At 64.1% G+C, this 17,062-nt stretch carries 13 protein-coding genes; 8 read left to right on the forward strand and 5 right to left on the reverse strand.

What is annotated here, in order from left to right; all coding sequences use genetic code 11:
* Entirely contained in the window at positions 1-1,119 is a 1,119-nt protein-coding gene (locus ACODTW_RS21920; protein ID WP_488948217.1) for a two-component system sensor histidine kinase NtrB, read from the reverse strand.
* On the reverse strand, positions 1,119-2,135 hold the full coding sequence (gene dusB / locus ACODTW_RS21925; protein WP_488948218.1) for a tRNA dihydrouridine synthase DusB: 1,017 nt from the start codon (positions 2,133-2,135) through the stop codon (positions 1,119-1,121). Before dusB ends, ACODTW_RS21920 begins: the two co-directional genes overlap by 1 nt.
* 266 nt (positions 2,136-2,401) lie before the next feature.
* On the opposite strand from dusB, the gene ACODTW_RS21930 reads away from it, so the two are divergent.
* Genes ACODTW_RS21930 through ACODTW_RS21940 form a run of 3 tightly spaced genes read left to right on the forward strand, consistent with a single transcriptional unit; the run spans position 2,402 to position 4,818 of the window.
* Positions 2,402-3,577: a bifunctional 2-C-methyl-D-erythritol 4-phosphate cytidylyltransferase/2-C-methyl-D-erythritol 2,4-cyclodiphosphate synthase gene (locus tag ACODTW_RS21930; protein ID WP_488948219.1), complete on the forward strand. Its 1,176-nt coding sequence runs from the start codon at positions 2,402-2,404 to the stop codon at positions 3,575-3,577.
* Positions 3,578-3,583: 6 nt separating this feature from the next.
* Positions 3,584-4,078 (forward strand): CinA family protein, encoded by a 495-nt coding sequence (locus ACODTW_RS21935; RefSeq protein WP_488948220.1) that lies wholly within the window; start codon positions 3,584-3,586, stop codon positions 4,076-4,078.
* Entirely contained in the window at positions 4,075-4,818 is a 744-nt protein-coding gene (locus tag ACODTW_RS21940; protein ID WP_488948221.1) for a nucleotidyltransferase domain-containing protein, read from the forward strand. The genes ACODTW_RS21935 and ACODTW_RS21940 overlap by 4 nt, the downstream gene beginning before the upstream one ends.
* Positions 4,819-4,828: 10 nt before the next feature.
* Here the strand turns inward: ACODTW_RS21940 and ACODTW_RS21945 are convergent, their stop codons facing one another.
* Positions 4,829-5,656: a hypothetical protein gene (locus tag ACODTW_RS21945; RefSeq protein ID WP_488948222.1), complete on the reverse strand. Its 828-nt coding sequence runs from the start codon at positions 5,654-5,656 to the stop codon at positions 4,829-4,831.
* Between the two features lie 243 nt (positions 5,657-5,899).
* Between ACODTW_RS21945 and trkA the strand changes: the two genes are divergently transcribed.
* Positions 5,900-7,276: a Trk system potassium transporter TrkA gene (gene trkA, locus ACODTW_RS21950; protein WP_488948223.1), complete on the forward strand. Its 1,377-nt coding sequence runs from the start codon at positions 5,900-5,902 to the stop codon at positions 7,274-7,276.
* A gap of 13 nt (positions 7,277-7,289) precedes the next feature.
* On the opposite strand, the gene ACODTW_RS21955 is transcribed toward trkA, so the two are convergent.
* Positions 7,290-7,829, reverse strand: a complete 540-nt coding sequence (locus tag ACODTW_RS21955) for a SixA phosphatase family protein (RefSeq protein WP_488948224.1) — start codon at positions 7,827-7,829, stop codon at positions 7,290-7,292.
* Here ACODTW_RS21955 and ACODTW_RS21960 point away from each other — a divergent pair.
* From ACODTW_RS21960 to ntrX, 4 genes are all read left to right on the forward strand, one after another.
* A complete protein-coding gene (locus ACODTW_RS21960; RefSeq protein ID WP_488948225.1) occupies positions 7,828-10,152 on the forward strand; it encodes an RNA degradosome polyphosphate kinase in 2,325 nt (774 codons plus the stop codon). The two genes, ACODTW_RS21955 and ACODTW_RS21960, sit on opposite strands and share 2 nt — an antisense overlap.
* Before the next feature lie 46 nt (positions 10,153-10,198).
* The gene (locus ACODTW_RS21965) at positions 10,199-11,698 is read left to right on the forward strand and encodes a Ppx/GppA phosphatase family protein (RefSeq protein WP_488948226.1); all 1,500 of its coding nucleotides are present in this window, start codon (positions 10,199-10,201) and stop codon (positions 11,696-11,698) included.
* A gap of 192 nt (positions 11,699-11,890) precedes the next feature.
* Positions 11,891-14,197 (forward strand): sensor histidine kinase NtrY-like, encoded by a 2,307-nt coding sequence (locus tag ACODTW_RS21970; RefSeq protein WP_488948228.1) that lies wholly within the window; start codon positions 11,891-11,893, stop codon positions 14,195-14,197.
* Positions 14,198-14,202: 5 nt separating this feature from the next.
* The gene (gene ntrX, locus ACODTW_RS21975) at positions 14,203-15,606 is read left to right on the forward strand and encodes a nitrogen assimilation response regulator NtrX (protein ID WP_488948229.1); all 1,404 of its coding nucleotides are present in this window, start codon (positions 14,203-14,205) and stop codon (positions 15,604-15,606) included.
* 37 nt (positions 15,607-15,643) lie between these two features.
* Here ntrX and ACODTW_RS21980 read toward each other — a convergent pair.
* Positions 15,644-17,062: tetratricopeptide repeat protein (locus tag ACODTW_RS21980; protein ID WP_488948230.1), on the reverse strand; the 1,419-nt coding region annotated here is incomplete at its 5' end.

Here is a 17,062-nt window from a genome sequence, read left to right on the forward strand (position 1 = left end):
TTAGGCACCCTCTCCGTGGCCGCTCTTATCGGTGACTGGCAGGGAAACCTTGAAGACCGTGCGTTTCGGCGCGCTCTCAAAGTCGATCACCCCACCATGGTCACCGATGATCTTGGCAACCAATGCAAGACCCAGGCCGGTTCCGTTCATCTTCGTCGTAACAAAGGGATCGAACAGGTTGGCGCGGATATCTTCGGGGATCCCCGGACCGTTATCAGACACGCTGACCAGCAGCGGCAGATGCAGGCGGCTGTCCGATCCCGACACAGCCAGACGCACGCCATGCTGGTACGCCGTGGAGAGCTGGATCTCTCCGCCCTGCTCGGGGCAGGCCTCCGCCGCGTTTTTCACCAGGTTCAGGAAAACCTGCACCAGCTGGTCGCGGTTGCCCAGGACGGGCGGCAGGGAAGGGTCGTACTTCTCGACAAAGCGGATATGGCGGGCGAAACCTGTCTGGGCGATGCGGCGCACATGTTCCAGCACGGCATGGATGTTCACCGCCTGGCGCTCCAGGGGGCGGCCGTCGGTGAACACTTCCATCCGGTCGACCAGGGCCACGATGCGGTCCGCCTCGTCACAGATCAGGCGGGTCAGGATCTGGTCATCCTCGCTGGCATTTTCCTCCAGCAACTGCGCGGCCCCCCGGATGCCGGACAGGGGGTTCTTCACCTCATGCGCCAGCATGGCCGCCATGGCGACGACGGATCGGGCGGCACCCCGGTGGTTCAATTGCTTGTCAATGCGCCGGGCGATGGACCGTTCATGGATGGTCACCACCACCTGATCGGGCGGGTCGCCCAGCGGTGCCGCCTGCATGGTCACCGAATGCGGGCCGACGCGGGCCGTTTCCACAGTGACGCCATATTCGCAGACCGTGGAATGGGTCTGCCGTGCCTGATCCAGCAGGGCCAGCACGGGGCTGTCCTCCGGGATCAGTTCCGTCAGCTTGGTTCCCAGCACGCGCGTGGCCGAAACGTCAAAGAATTCCTGCGCTTCCAGATTGATGAAGCGGATCAGCCCATCGCCATCCACCACCATCACGGGATCGGGCAGGGCCGCCAGGATCGAGGTCGGATCAATATCGCCGCCGACGCGGCGGGCCGTCGGCATGCGCGCCATCAGGCGGCCACCCGCTCGGTGACGCCACGATCCAATGCTGCGGAGTAGAAGGCGATGATCTGCTGCTTCATCTTGTCCGGATCCTCCGTGGTCATGATCTGGTTGCGGTAATCGGCCGACCCGTTCATGCCCTTGGAATACCAGGCGACATGCTTGCGGGCGATCTTCAGGCCCGCCTGCACCCCGTAATGGGCCAGGATGGCGTCGTAATGTTCCAGGACGATCTGCATCTGGTCGGCCAGCGCCGGATCGGGCTTCTTCTCGCCCGTGCGCAGGTAATGCATGACCTGGGCGATGAACCAGGGACGGCCATAGGTGCCGCGCCCGATCATCACGCCGTCGGCCCCGGATTCCTCCAGGCAGCGCACGGCATCCTCAAAGCTGTTGATGTCGCCATTGGCGATGACGGGGATATTCACCGCTTCCTTGACCTGGCGGATGAATTTCCAATCGGCGGTGCCGTTATACATCTGGCAGCGGGTGCGGCCATGCACGGTCAGCATCTTGATGCCGCACTCTTCCGCGATGCGGGCCAGGTTGGGGGCGTTCAGATTATTGGCGTCCCAGCCCTTGCGCATCTTCATCGTCACCGGAACGGAAACGGCCTTTACGGTCGCTTCCATGATGCGGCCGGCCAGCAGTTCGTCCTTCATCAGGGCCGACCCGGCAAAGCCGTTCACCACCTTCTTCACGGGGCAGCCGAAATTGATGTCGATGATATGGGCGCCGCGATCCGCGTTCAGCTTCGCCGCCTCGCCCATCACCTCTGGCTCGCACCCCGCCAGCTGCATGGAAATCGGCGCCTCATCCAGGCTCCATTCCGTTTTCAGCATGCTTTCGCGCGTGGCGCGGATCATGGCCTGACTGGCAATCATCTCCGACACGACCAGACCGGCTCCGGTGCGCTTCACCAACCGGCGATAGGGCATGTCGGTGACGCCCGACAAGGGCGCCAGGATCACCGGATCCTCGATACGCACCGGACCGATCTGAAGGGGGGGAAGCGGCTTGACCATGTGACGAAGAACCCTGCACCTGTCCGCAGAAACAGCCCAATAAATGGGCAAATTTCACGGATGCATCAAAATTAGGCACAGAGATTAACACAGGTCCCGAAAAACACAATATTCACCGCCGCATGGCGGTTTTCGCGTGGGGGCGGGACGGGTGCCCGCTTTGATGCAGACGCGACGTGCGGGAGCGTGCATGCGCCGGCCATTGGCGAGCGGGCCTTTTCCGCGCTAGGGTCGTCGCGGTCCATTCGACAGCCCCTTTGGTGCCCATGCCCACCTGTACCGCCCTGATCGTCGCCGCGGGACGCGGCCTTCGCTTCGGGGCCGACCTGCCCAAGCAGTATCTGCATCTGGCTGGCAAGCCCATCCTGCGCCGGACCGTGGAGGCGTTCCTGCGCCATCCCGGTGTGACGAGTGTGCGTGTCGTCATCGATCCGGCCTTCCGCGATCTTTATGAGCAGGCGGTGGAAGGGCTGGATCTGCCGCCGCCCATCGCCGGCGGCCCGACGCGGCAGGACAGCGTGCTGAACGGGCTGGAAGCGCTGGCCGGCCACGCGCCTGATCTGGTGCTGATCCATGATGCGGCGCGGCCGCTGGTCGATGCCGCCGCCATCACCGATGTCATTGCGGCCCTGGACCATGCGCCGGGCGCCATCGCGGCCACACCGCTGGCCGACACGCTGAAGCGCGGCACAGTGGCCGGCGGCACCATCCGCAGCGACGGCACGGTGGACCGCACGGCCCTGTGGCGGGCGCTGACGCCGCAGGGCTTCCGCTTTGCCGACATCCTGCCGGCCCATCGCCGCGCTGCCGGCCTGAACCTGACGGACGATGCCGCCGTGGCCGAGGCGGCCGGGCTGGCCGTCACCCTGATCGCCACCGACCCGGACAATCTGAAAGTGACCAATCAAGACGATCTGGCCCGCGCCGAACGGCTGTTCCTGACCCGGTTGGGTGATATCCGCACCGGCACCGGCTATGACGTTCACAAGTTCGCGCCCGGCGACCATGTCTGGCTGTGCGGGGTGCAGGTGCCGCACGATGCGACGCTGGAAGGCCATTCGGATGCCGACGTGGCGCTGCACGCCCTGACCGATGCCATCCTGGGCGCCATTGCCTCTGGCGATATCGGTCAGCATTTTCCGCCCAGCGACCCGCAATGGAAAGGGGCGGACAGCGCCCGCTTCCTGCGCCATGCCGCCGAACTGGTGGCGCGCCGTGACGGCGTGATTGCCCATGTCGACATCACCATCATCTGCGAACGGCCCAAGGTGGGTCCGCACCGCGAGGCCATGGTGGCGCGGGTGGCGGCAATCCTGGGCATCGATGCGTCCCGTGTCAGCGTGAAGGCGACGACGACGGAAGGATTGGGCTTCACCGGCCGGCGGGAAGGCATTGCCGCCCAGGCCGCCGCCACCGTCCGCCTGCCCTTGTCGCTGGAGTAGGTGCCCATGTTCCCGCCCGACCTGATCCGACTGGCACAAGATATCCGCGACACGCTGTCGGCGCGCCGCCTTTGGGTCGCCACGGCCGAAAGCTGCACGGGCGGTCTGATTGCCGCCTGCCTGACAGAGGTGGCGGGATCGTCTTCCGTGGTGGACAGGAGTTTCATCACCTATACCAATGCCGCCAAGACGGAGATGCTGGGGGTGCCGGCGGACCTGATCGACCGGTTGGGGGCTGTGTCGGAGCCGGTGGCGGCTGCCATGGCCACGGGTGCGCTGGATCACAGCCAGGCCGATATCGCGGTTGCCGTCACCGGCATCGCCGGGCCGGGCGGGGGAACGCCGACGAAGCCGGTCGGACTGGTCTTCATGGCGCTGGCGCGACGTGGCGGGGAGGTGAATGTGGAACGCCACGTCTTCGCCGGGGATCGGGATGCGGTGCGGCTGGCGACCGTGCGGCGGGCCCTGGAATGGGTGCTGGCAGCGGGAAGGGCGCCATGAATTCCGTCACACCCACCATTGATCTGGCCGACACCATCCTGCGCGAATGGACGGAGCAGCCGGACATCATCGCCGCCTTCCTGGCCGGGTCGGTGGCGAAGGGCAATGCCGGGCCCGGATCGGATATCGATGCCGTGCTGATCCACCACCATCTGCCGGCCGCCGTGCGGGAGACCCACGAACGCCAGGGCGTCACGGTGGAACTGTTCCTGCACGATCCGGACACGCTGGCCTATTTCTGGGAGGCTGACCGCAAGCTGGGCAAGCCGTCGCTGGCCCGCATGGTGGCCAACGGCCTGCCCATTGCGGGCGATCCCGCCCTGATCGAGGAATTGAAGCGGCAGGCCCAGGCCGTGCTGGATGGCGGACCGCCTGCCCTGTCGGACGAGGAATTGCGGGTTCGACGCTATTCCATCTCTGATCTGGCGGCTGATCTGGCCCAACCCCGCACACCGGCCGAACAATTGGCCATCGGCAGCCGGCTTTATATCGAACTGGCGGATTTTACCGTACGCGCCGCCGGCGCCTGGACCGGTACCGGCAAAGGGCTGGCCAAGGCGCTGCTGCGCCTGGATCCGATGCTGTCCACGGCCTTTGAACACGCCTTTGCCGAACTGTTCGCCGACCAGGACCCGGCGGAGGTGCTGGCCCTGGTCGATCTCTGCCTGGCCCCCTATGGCGGGCGGTTCATGGCCGGTGACCGCCGCCCAGCCCCCAGCGACTGGCGCCTGGGGGACTGAGCGGCATTGTTCATTTCGGCGGGGCGCAGTAATCGGCCAGACTATAGGCGGCCTTCACCTCGTACGTGGCGCCGGGCTTCATGACGAATTCACTGGCGCCGTAGCGTTCGTAGCCGCCACCCTTCTTCGGTTTCCAGTCGAAGGTGTAGCCCAGCCGGGTCCAGGGTGCCCCGCCTTCCTTCAGGTTCAGGCGCATGTTCTGGGCAAACCAGTCCCAATAGGATTGCTGTTCCAGACAGGCGGCATCACCCGCCGTGCAGACTGGGCGGGTGACGGTGCTGGCCACCGGCGGCGGCCCCGCGCTGCCATTGGTGTCCAGCGTGCAGGTGGCCGCCGCAACATCGGTCACAGGGCAGGGGCGGACCAGCTTTTCAGGCGCGATCCACATTTCCACTACCTGGGCGTAGGGCACCGTGGGGTTGAGGCCCAGCCACTGCACGACCCGTTCGGTCTTCGCGGTGGCATCGCCGGTGGCGGCCGTGCAGAAACGCTGGAGCTGCGGAACGGCGGTCACCCAGATCTGGCCCCAGCCGCTGGGGCCGCCCGTAGCCTGGCCCTTGTAATATTTCTCATAGGCGCTGGTGGACATGGTGGAAGCGACCAGCACCTGCCGGCCCGCCGGTGTATCGCGCCAGACCAGATCGGTATTGTCGGACGCGATCCGCAGCAGTCCGGGACCGATATCGGACGGCCCCGGCACGGCCACAACATTCAGGGCCGCGGCATAGAGATCGGCCGGCTTGCCCGGCCCCGCCTGTTTCAATCCCCCCGGTGCCGTGGAGGCGCAGCCCGCCAGCAACAACAGGGACAGGGGGAAAATGCCGATCCGGGACAGCATGCGCCAACTCCATCAGGTTGAATGAGGTTAGCGATATTAAATCACACAAAATATCACCGTTAAATTGAATAGAGTCATAGGATCGGATGGGACAGGCCAGCAGGGGACGGAGTGGCGGCCAATCGGCTATTGATCTGTGGCGACCGAAGGGGCAGAACAAAAAGGGCGCCGACGTCGATGGCGGGGCGCCCGCACGAGACCATGCCGCTTCAACCCCCAAGGCTGCCGGACAGGTTATTTTCCATGAAGGTCATCGTCTGCGGCGCCGGCCAGGTCGGCTCCAATATCGCCAAGTATCTGGCCTCGGAAGGCAACCACGTCACCGTCATCGACCAGTCGCCGGAACTGATACAGAAGATCAGCGACACGCTGGATGTTCAGGCCATGGTCGGCTTCGCCTCCCACCCCAACGTGCTGGAGGCTGCGGGGGCGGCCGATGCCGACATGCTGATCGCCGTGACGCTCGCGGATGAAGTGAACATGGTGGCCTGTCAGGTCGGGGCCAGCCTGTTCCGCGTGCCGACAAAGATCGCCCGTGTGCGCCACCAGTCCTATCTGCAGCCCATCTGGGCCGATCTGTTCTCCCGCGAGCATCTGCCCATCGATGTCATCATCTCGCCGGAAATCGAGGTGGCGCGGGCGGTGTCGCGGCGCATGCAGGTGCCGGGCGCCTTCGACATGATCCCGCTGGCCGACGGGTTGGTGAAGGTGATTGGCGTCGTCTGTTCGCAGAACTGTCCCATCATCAACACCCCGCTGCGACAGCTGACGGGCCTGTTCCCCGATCTGGCGATCGAGGTGGTGGCCATCATCCGCGGCGACCGGCAATTCATCCCCACCGGCAATGACCAGATGCTGCCCGGTGACGAAGTTTATTTCGTGGCCGATACGAACCATGTTTCCCGGGCCATGGCCGCCTTCGGCCATGAGGAGCGGGAGGCGCGGCGGGTCATCATCGTCGGCGGCGGCAATATCGGCCTGTGTCTGGCCGAGGAGATCGAGCAGAACCATTCCGGCGTGTCGGCCCGCATCATCGAGATCGACCGGCGCCGGGCCACGATGGTGGCGCAGAAGCTGAAGCGCACCATGGTGCTGCATGGCGACGCGCTGGATCCTTCGATTCTGGAGGAGGCCAATGTTGGTGCGGCCGAAACCGTCGTGGCCGTGTCCAACAGCGACGAAGGCAATATCCTGGCCAGCCTGCTGGCCAAGCGCAACGGCTGTCAGCGCGCCATCACGCTGATCAACAAGACGACGTTCCAGCCGTTGGTACAGCCACTGGGCATCGACGCGGTGGTCAGTCCCCGGTCGATCACCGTTTCGTCCATCCTGCAGCATGTACGGCGCGGCCGAATCAAGGCCGTGCATTCATTGCGCGAGAATTTCGCAGAGGTGATCGAGGCGGAGGCGCTGGAGACCTCGACCCTGATCAATACCCCGCTGAAGGATATCCGGCTGCCCCAGGGCATCATTGTCGGCGCCATCGTGCGCGCCGGCAAGGTGATCATCCCGCGCCCCAGCACGGTCATCAAACCCAATGACCGCGTCATCATCCTGGCCGAGGTCGGCCAGGTGAAGAAGGTGGAGAAGATGTTCGCCGTCCGGCTGGAGTTCTTTTAAGCCGGCCCGACGGTCAGGTCCGTTCCTCCAGATCGCGGGGCCGGGTGAAGCCGACCAGGGTGCATTGACCCCAGCGCAGATCGTGCCAGGTCACGCCGTCCGGCAACGCGATCTCCACGAACGAGCCGGTGGGCAGCTTCGTCGCCAGCGAGGCACGCAGTTCCGCAGGGCCACGGCCGCACAGATCGCGGGCCAGCAGCTGGAAGTCCGGATTGTGTCCGATCAGCAGCACGCTCTCCACAGTGTCGGGCAGGGATTTCAGCCGGTCCAGCAGCAATTCCTCCCCGCAAAGATACAGGCCGCGTTCAAATGTGACGGACGGCGGGTGCTTGCCCCAGGCCGCGGCCACGATCTCCAGCGTGCTGCGCGCGCGCAGCGCTGTCGAACAGAGCACGATCGATGGGTTAGGCGGGCCGCCCTTGCGCGCTGTCCAATAATTCGCCATCGTCGCCGCTGCCTTCCGCCCACGCGCGGCGAGGGGGCGATCATGGTCGGGCAGACGGGGGTCGTCCCAGTCCGATTTGGCGTGCCGCAGCAGATAGAGTGTCTTCATGACGACTTCACGCAAAGACGCGGGGAACACGACGGCAGGGCAGCGTCGCCGCCCGCGCGGGTCCACGCAACCCAAAACCGTCACAGAAGCAACATATACTCCCACGGCGCCCCAGGACCAGAAGGACGAACCGATCGTGACCGCCGCCACTGCCCCGCAGTCGACCGACCTGCCCGCTGAGACCGCGCCCGACAGCCTGGTCGGTGCCATCGCCCATGACAGCCCGGAACGTTTCATCAATCGCGAACTGTCCTGGCTGGCCTTCAACCAGCGTGTCCTGGAAGAAGCCTACAACGCGCACCACCCGCTGCTGGAACGCCTGCGCTTCCTGTCCATTTCCGCCAGCAACCTGGACGAATTCTACATGGTCCGCGTCGCCGGCCTGAAGGCGCAGGTGGCTGCCAAGGTGACGACGCCGTCGGATGACAATCTGACGCCCGCCCAGCAGTTGGCGGCCATCAATTACCGCGTGACGGAAGTCATGCGCGACCAACAGGCGTGCTGGCTGATGCTGCGCAAGGCGCTGCGCGCGGCCGGGATTGCCGTTGTCGACACCGACGAGTTGACGGCGGCGGAGCATGACTGGCTGGAAGCGCGCTTCATCGATGAGATTTTCCCCGTCCTGACGCCCATCGCCGTCGATCCGGCCCATCCGTTCCCCTTTGTGCCCAACAGCGGATTCGCGCTGGCCCTGCAATTGTTCGACCCGCAGAAGGGGACGAACCTGGATGCGCTGGTGCTGCTGCCGCAGCAGCTTGACCGCTTCATCCGCCTGCCCGGCACGGACACGCGCTATGTCCTGCTGGAACAGGTGGTTCTGTCCTTCATCTCCCGCCTGTTCCCGCCCTTTGTGCTGAAGGGTCACGGTGTGTTCCGTGTCCTGCGCGACAGCGAGATGGAAATCGAGGAAGAAGCCGAAGATCTGGTCCGCACCTTTGAGAGCGCCCTGAAGCGGCGCAAGCGCGGCAGCGTCATCCGGCTGGCCGTCAATGCCGGCATGTCCAAGGAACTGCGGGCCTTCCTGATTGACGAACTGAATGTCAGCAATGATGACGTCTTCGTCCTGGATGGGCTGATCGGGCTGGCCGATACCAAGCAGATCATCGGCGATGATCGGCCCGACCTGCTGTTCCCGCCCTACAATGCCCGGTTCCCGGAACGCATCCGCGATTTCGGCGGGGATTGCTTTGCCGCCATCCGCCAGAAGGACATCGTCGTCCATCACCCCTTCGAGAGCTTCGACGTGGTGGTGCAGTTCCTGCGTCAGGCGGCGGCAGACCCCAATGTGCTGGCCATCAAGCAGACGCTCTACCGCACATCCAAGAACAGCCCCATCGTCGCCGCCCTGATCGACGCCGCCGAACAGGGCAAGAGCGTCACCGCCCTGGTTGAACTGAAGGCCCGCTTCGACGAGGAGGCCAATATCCGCTGGGCCCGCGACATGGAACGCGCCGGCGTGCAGGTGGTCTATGGTTTCGTCGATCTGAAGACCCATGCCAAGGTGTCGCTGGTCGTGCGCCGCGAAAGCCAGGGTCTGCGCACCTATGTGCATTTTGGTACGGGCAATTACCACCCGATCACGGCCAGGATTTATACCGACCTTTCCTTCTTCACCTGCGACGTCGCCTTGGGCCATGACGCCGCCCACATGTTCAACTACATGACCGGCTATGCCACACCCAAGGCGCTGGAGAAGATTTCCATCGCCCCCATCACCCTGCGCCAGCGTCTGGTCGAACTGATCGACGCGGAGATTGCGCACGCCCATGCCGGCCGCCCCGCTCAGATCTGGGTGAAGCTGAACAGCCTGGTGGATGCCAAGCTGATCGACAAGCTGTACGAGGCGTCACAGAACGGGGTGAAGGTCGAACTGGTCATCCGCGGCATCTGCTGTCTGCGGCCGGGTGTGCCCGGCCTGTCGGAAAACATTCATGTGAAGTCGATCGTCGGCCGCTTCCTGGAACATGGTCGCGTCGTCTGTTTCGGCAACGGTCATGGGCTGCCGTCACGTCACGCCAAGATTTTCATTTCGTCGGCCGACTGGATGCCGCGTAACCTGGACCGCCGTATCGAGACCCTGGTACCCATCGAGAACCCGACGGTACATCAGCAGGTTTTGGACCAGATCATGGTTGCCAACCTGAAGGACAATACGCAGAGCTGGGTCCTGCAACCCGATGCGACCTATCGGCGCGTGGAGCCTTGCCTGGAAAGCTTCAACGCCCATACCTATTTCATGACCAACCCCAGCCTGTCGGGTCGCGGCAGCGCCACCAGCGATGCCCGGCTACCGCCGAAACTGGTGTTGAGCAATTTCCCGTAACCCGGCATTTTACCTGATGTTATCACTGAAAGCGGATCACCCGAACGTGGATCACGCCCATGCCGACGACCGCTTGGCGGTCATCGATGTCGGTTCCAACACCATGCGCTGCGTCGTCTATGAAAAGCTGACGCGGTCGCCTGTGGCCCTTTTCAATGAAAGGGTCCAGCCCAGCCTGGGCAAGACGGTGGAACGGACCGGCAAGCTGAATCCGGAAGGGGTGGTGCTGGCGCTGGATAATCTGGCCCGGTTCCGCCGGCTGCTGGAAGGCATGCAGGTCCGGCGCGTCGATGTGCTGGCCACGGCGGCCGTCCGCGATGCCGGCGACGGCGCCGATTTCGTGGCCGAGATCACACGCCGTACCGGCTTTCATGTCGATGTCCTGTCGGGCGAGGAGGAGGCGCGGCTGGCGGCCCTGGGTGTGCTGTCCGGCGCCCCTAATGCCGACGGTCTGGCCGGTGACCTTGGCGGTGGCAGCCTGGAACTGGTTCTGCTGGACAAGGGCGAGATCGGGGCGCAGGTGACGACCCCCCTGGGGCCCCTGCGGCTGATGGAGGCGACGGATGGAAAGCCGGGGCCGGCGGCCAAACTGATCGACCAGCATCTGGCCAAGCTGGACTGGCTGTCGCGCGGCAAGGGCCGCACTTATTATCCGGTGGGCGGCGCCTGGCGCGCACTGGCCAAGATGCATCTGGAGCAGGTGAACCACCCCCTGCACATCATCCATCAGTACAGCGTCGACGGCGCCATCATGGCGGAGTTCGCCGGCACCGTGGCGCGGGCAGGGCGCAGCAATCTGGAAAAGATGCCCGGCGTGTCCAAGCGCCGCCTGGACACGTTGCCCCTGGCCGCCCTGGTCATGGAACGGGTGCTGAAGGCGGTGTCACCGGCCCGCGTCACCTTCTCCGCCTACGGCCTGCGCGAGGGGCATCTTTACGACCTGCTGGACCCGACGCAGCGCCGCCAAGATCCGCTGATCACGTCGTGCGAGGATGTGGCCGAGCGGATCGGCCGGTTTGGTCATGCGGAAATCCTGGTCGATTGGACGGCCCCGCTGTTCGTGGGCGAAGATCCCGGTGCCCGCCGTCTGCGGCAGGCGGCCTGTCTGCTGTCCGACCTTGGCTGGGCCGAACATCCCGATTACCGCGCCGAGCATGCCTTCCTGCGTATCCTGCGCATGCCGTTTGCCGGTGTGGATCATGTGGAACGGGCCTTCCTGGCCACGGCCGTCCATGTCCGCTATGCGGGCACGTTGGACAGCCCGATTCTGGCCCCGGCCCGCAGCCTGTTGAAGGAAGGGGCCCTGGCCCGGGCCTATATACTGGGGCTTGCGCTGCGGCTGGCCCACACGCTGACGGGTGGTGCGGCGACCCTGCTGCAACGGACCCTGCTGCGGCTGGGCGACAGCAAATTGTCGCTGCTGCTGCCTGAAGATGCGGCCATGCTGAATGGCGACAGCGTGCAGCGCCGGCTGGACGCGCTGGCCCGCACCCTGAACCGGGTGGGAGACGTGACCTTGCAGACGGGGCCGAAACTGGCCCGTTGAGGCGATGGGCAGGTGGTCCTGGCCGGCCACGTTCTGTTGCAGCTTTATCACGTTGCGGGGTGGCGTCCTGTGTAGCTTTCTGGTAACAGTTTTGACCAGACGCTCCGTTTAGCCACCCCAAGGTTACCCATTGCCCCAGGTCGGACTGACAGTTGCCCAAGCGCGAACCCCGTTCAACGGGGGTGTCAGCGCATGACCGCAATGTCGCCGAATCTGGGTCCCGGCACGGCGCCGCGTACCGATGGCATCTGGCGTCGCGCCTTGCGCTGGTCCCGGCGCTGGCGGATCAACACCATGGCAGGCATTGCCCTGACGGTTGCGGCCATCGTCGCCGGCGCCGCCACCTATGCCGCGCTGACGGAAACGCTGCCCGTCACCATTGACCAGAATACCCTGATGCTGCTGCTGACGCTGGATGGCGTGCTGCTGCTGCTGCTGGGTGTTGTGGTGGCCCGGCGCATCGTGGGCCTGTGGGTGGAGAAGCGGCGGGGGCTGGCCGGGTCACGCCTGCACATGCGGCTGGTGGCCGTCTTTTCCATCCTGGCCGTGGCGCCGGCCATCATCATGGCCATCTTCTCCGCCCTGTTCTTCTATGTCGGCCTGCAAAGCTGGTTCTCCGACCGTGTGCGCATGGTGGTGGACGAATCGCTGGCAGTGGCCCAGGGCTACTTGAAGGAACATCAGCAGACCCTGTCGCGTGATGCGGAGGTGATGCGCAACGATCTGGCCCGCCTGCCGCTGAACATCTATTGGGACCCGCCCCGGTTCCGGCAATATTTCCAGTCCCAGGCGCTGATGCGCAATGTGACGGAGGCGGTGATCTTCGACGGTACGGGGCAGGTCACGGCCGTTTTCGGTCTTGGCTTCGCCTTTGATTTCACCACCGTGCATTCCGAAGACCTGGAACGCGCCCGCAAGGGTGAGGTGGTGCTGATCGTCAGCGATGGCGGCAATCGCGTGAACGCGATCGTCCTTCTTGACCAGGATTTCGACCGGTTCCTGTTTATCGGCCGCCCGGTGGAAAGCCGCGTGCTGGAACATATGGACGTCACGCAGAGTGCCGTTCAGGAATATCGCCGCATGGAGGAACAGCGCTTTGCGCTGCAGACCCGCATGGCGGTGATCTTTGTCGGCGTGGCGGTTCTGCTGCTTCTGGCGGCCATCTGGGTGGGGCTGAATTTCGCGACATATCTGGTGGCGCCGATCAGCGCCCTGATTGCTGCGGCGGAACGTATCCGCGCCGGCGATCTGACGGCGCGCGTGCCGGACAATGTGCTGGAACCGGAAGACGAACTGGTCACCCTGTCCCGCGCGTTCAACCGAATGACCAGCCAGCTGGAAAGCCAGCGGTCCGAACTGGTGGAGGCCAACCGCCAGCTGGACCTGCGTCGCCGCTTCACCGAAGCGGTGCTGGCCGGGGTGTCGGCCGGTGTGCTGGGCCTGGACCAGAATGGCCGCATCAACCTGCCCAACCTGTCCGCCGCCAATCTGCTGTCTGTGGGCGATCCGGCATCCCTGATCGGGCGTGACCTGCTGGAGGTGGCGCCTGAGCTGGACGAACTGATGACCAATATCCGCCGCCGCGCCGGCCGGCAGGTTGAGGGACAGGTGCAGTTACGCCGGGCCGGGCAGTTGAAGACCCTGCTGGTCCGGGTCGCGGCCGAGGTGGTGGCGGGCGAGGTGAAGGGCTATGTCGTCACCTTCGACGATGTGTCCGAACTGCTGTCGGCGCAGCGCAAGGCGGCCTGGGCCGACGTGGCCCGCCGCATCGCGCATGAGATCAAGAACCCGCTTACCCCGATCCAGCTTTCGGCGGAACGGTTGCGGCGTAAATATCTGAAGGAAATCAGCAGCGACCCCGATACGTTCAAGGCCATGACCGACACGATCGTGCGGCATGTGGACGATATCGGCCGCATGGTGGACGAATTCTCCGCCTTTGCCCGCATGCCGCAGCCGGTGATGAAGCCGGCCGCAATGCAGGACCTGACGCGGCAGTCGGTGCTGTTGCAGGCATCGGCCTATCCGGCCATCAAATTCACCTGCGACATGCCTGACGCCCCGCTGTTGATGGTCTGTGACAGCCGGCAGATCGGGCAGGCACTGACCAATCTGTTGAAAAATGCCGGGGAGAGCATCGAAGGACGGCTGGAGGACACCCCGGCCGACGCTGAGCGTGTCCCCGGCGAAATCACAGCCCGCATCCAGGTGGAGGATGAACGGGTGCTGCTGGCGGTTGAGGACAATGGCAAGGGCTTGCCCCACACCGAGGAACGGGATCGGTTGACCGAACCCTATGTCACCACGCGGGCCAAGGGCACGGGCCTTGGCCTCGCCATCGTGAAGAAGATCATGGAAGACCATGGCGGCGCATTGCTGCTGGACGACCGGCCGGGCGGTGGTGCCCGCGTCACGCTGGTCCTGCCCCGCAACATCGCCCCCAGTGCCACGGCACCGGTCTCTCCTGACATGAACGCCGCCCAGGCGCGGAAGGGTTGAAGGACATGGCGTACGATATTCTGATCGTCGATGACGAGGCTGACATCCGCATGTTGATTGCCGGCATCCTGGAGGATGAGGGCATGAAAACGCGCGAGGCGGCGGATGCCGACCAGGCCCTGGCCGCCGTTGCCGCAAGGCGCCCCAGCCTTGTCATTCAGGATATCTGGCTGCAGGGCAGCCGGCTGGACGGGTTGCAGGTGCTGGCGGAACTGAAGCGCGACCATCCGGATGTGCCGGTGGTCATGATCTCCGGCCATGGCAATATCGAAACCGCCGTCGCCGCCATCAAGGCCGGCGCCTATGACTTTATCGAAAAGCCATTCAAAGCCGACCGGCTGCTGCTGCTGGTCGAACGCGCCATTGAGGCGGCGCGCCTGAGGCGGGAAAACCGTGAACTGCGCGTGAAGGTCGGGGCGGATTTCGACCTGATTGGCCGGTCCCTGCAGGTCAACCAGCTGCGCCATTCGGTGGAAAAGGTCGCCCCCACGGGCAGCCGTGTCCTGATCTCCGGGCCGCCGGGCAGCGGCAAGGAGGTGGTGGCCCGCATGCTGCACGCCAAGTCGCGCCGTTCCGACGGCCCGTTCGTGGCCCTGAACTGTGCCACCATGCGGCCCGACCGGCTGGAGGTGGAACTGTTCGGAACCGAGCATGGCTTCGAAGGCGGCGGGCGCAAGGTCGGTACCTTTGAACAGGCCCATGGCGGTACCCTGTTCCTGGACGAAGTGGCGGACATGCCGCTGGAAACCCAGGGCAAGATCGTCCGCGTTCTGCAGGAGCAGACTTTCGAGCGGGTCGGGGGCACGTCGCGGGTCGAGGTGGATGTGCGCGTCATCGCGTCGACCAACCGGGACCTGACGGCGGAGATCGAACAGGGTCGATTCCGCCAGGATCTGTTCTACCGCCTGTCCGTCGTGCCGCTGAAAATGCCGCCGCTGCGCGATCGGCGGGAGGATATCCCCCTGTTGGCCCGCCATTTCATGCAGCGCACAGCCGAAGGGGCGGGCTTGCCCTTGCGCACCTTTGGCGAGGATGCGATGGCGGCACTGCAGGCCTATGACTGGCCCGGTAATGTCCGCCAGTTGCGCAATACGGTCGAATGGCTGCTGATCATGGTGGCTGGCGACCCCGCGGAACCCATCCGCGCCGACATGCTGCCGCCGGAAATCGGCGCCATCACGCCCACCGTGCTGAAATGGGAAAAGGGCGGGGAGATCATGGGCCTGCCGCTGCGCGAGGCGCGGGAGGTGTTCGAGCGCGAATATCTGCTGGCCCAGGTCACCCGCTTCGGCGGCAATATCTCCCGTACGGCCAGCTTCGTGGGCATGGAACGGTCGGCCCTGCACCGCAAGCTTAAATCGCTGGGCGTGCATGGTTCCGACAAGAACGGGCTGAAGCTGGTGGAGTGATTGGCCCACGGGGCTTCAGCTAAGGCCGCTTCACAGGTTACGAGGGGATCAGCGTGCGTAATCGCTGCGCAACACCTGCGATCACAGCGCTCCATCCTTCACCGAGCGTGCGGCGGAACAGCGTGGCCGATGAATACCAGTGCGTCGACTTCGTTCCACGCAGCCAACGCCAATCATAGGGTGGGCCCAACAATATCCAGACCGGTCGCTTTAATGCGCCGGTCAGATGGGCCACGGCAGCATCTACTGTGATGACGATATCCAGATTTCGGATCACCGCGGCTGTATCTGCGAAATCCGTAAACCGGGAGCCAAGGTCGTAGACATTCGGCAGGTCGCACTGTGGTGACAAGGCATCAGTCTGCAACGGCGGTTGCATGGTGAACCACACAACATTCGGAATCTGCAACAGCGGCAGCACCATCTCATGCGGTATCGACCGATTATGATCGTTATGGTGCCGGGGATTGCCACGCCACACGATTCCGCATCGCAGGTAGCCACGCGGCGTAACAGCCCGGATTTGCTCCTTCCATTCCGACACCAGCGCTTCGTCGGCCTGCAGGTACGGTTTGCCAAGAGGTGATGGTGGTGATGGCCTGAAAATGGAAAGCAGGCTCATGGCCGGCAAATGACAGGTGAAATCTGGCAGGCCTGCACCACCCGGAAAATTGGCAGCGCGATTGACGACGCGCAGGCGTTCATGCCTGAAACTGCTGCTGATCAGCCTGGCCAGTTCCGGCTGCACCTCAACCACTACCTGTCCCTGGTAAAGGTCTACGGCTTCCGGAATATATCGGCAAACTTGCAGGAAGTCTCCAAACCCTTGTTCGGAATGGATCAGCAGCGTGCCATCAGGCTCCGCTGCTCCCTGCCATTGCGGCTGAGCAAATTTCCGCAGACCTGCCATCAAATTGGAATTGCCGCGCCAGCGGCTGTCAAACAGCGGCCACGCCGCCTGGTACTGACCATCGAGCAGAAGGACGAGGGCCAGACACCATTTGATCTTTTCACTGGTTGGCGATATTTCCAGTGCCGCACGCAAATCTTCGATTGCCTCCTCGGGTCTGCCCAAGTCATCCAACGTCAGTCCGCGATTGAGCAGAATATCGCTGTCATCCGGTGGCATCCCAAGGGCAGCATTAAACGCTGACAGGGCCTCCAGATGCCTTTCCTGCTTTCGGTAAAGGCATCCAAGATTGAATTGTATACTGGTGGCGCCCGGATTCAATTTCAGTGCATCCAGAAAGCACTGCTCTGCCTCTGATGTCTCTCCCGACATTGTCAGGCAAATACCGAGATCCTCCATGATTTCCGGTGATTTTGGTTCAAGAATAAGAGCGTCTCTTAATATCTCTGCTGCTTCAAGAAAACGCTTCTGATGCCTGATCGCTAAGATCGCGTCCCCGTGCGTGGTGTAGGAGCGCTGGCGCCGGGTCAGACCTGGAGGTCGGCG

This window comes from Niveispirillum sp. FG148, from assembly GCF_057809655.1.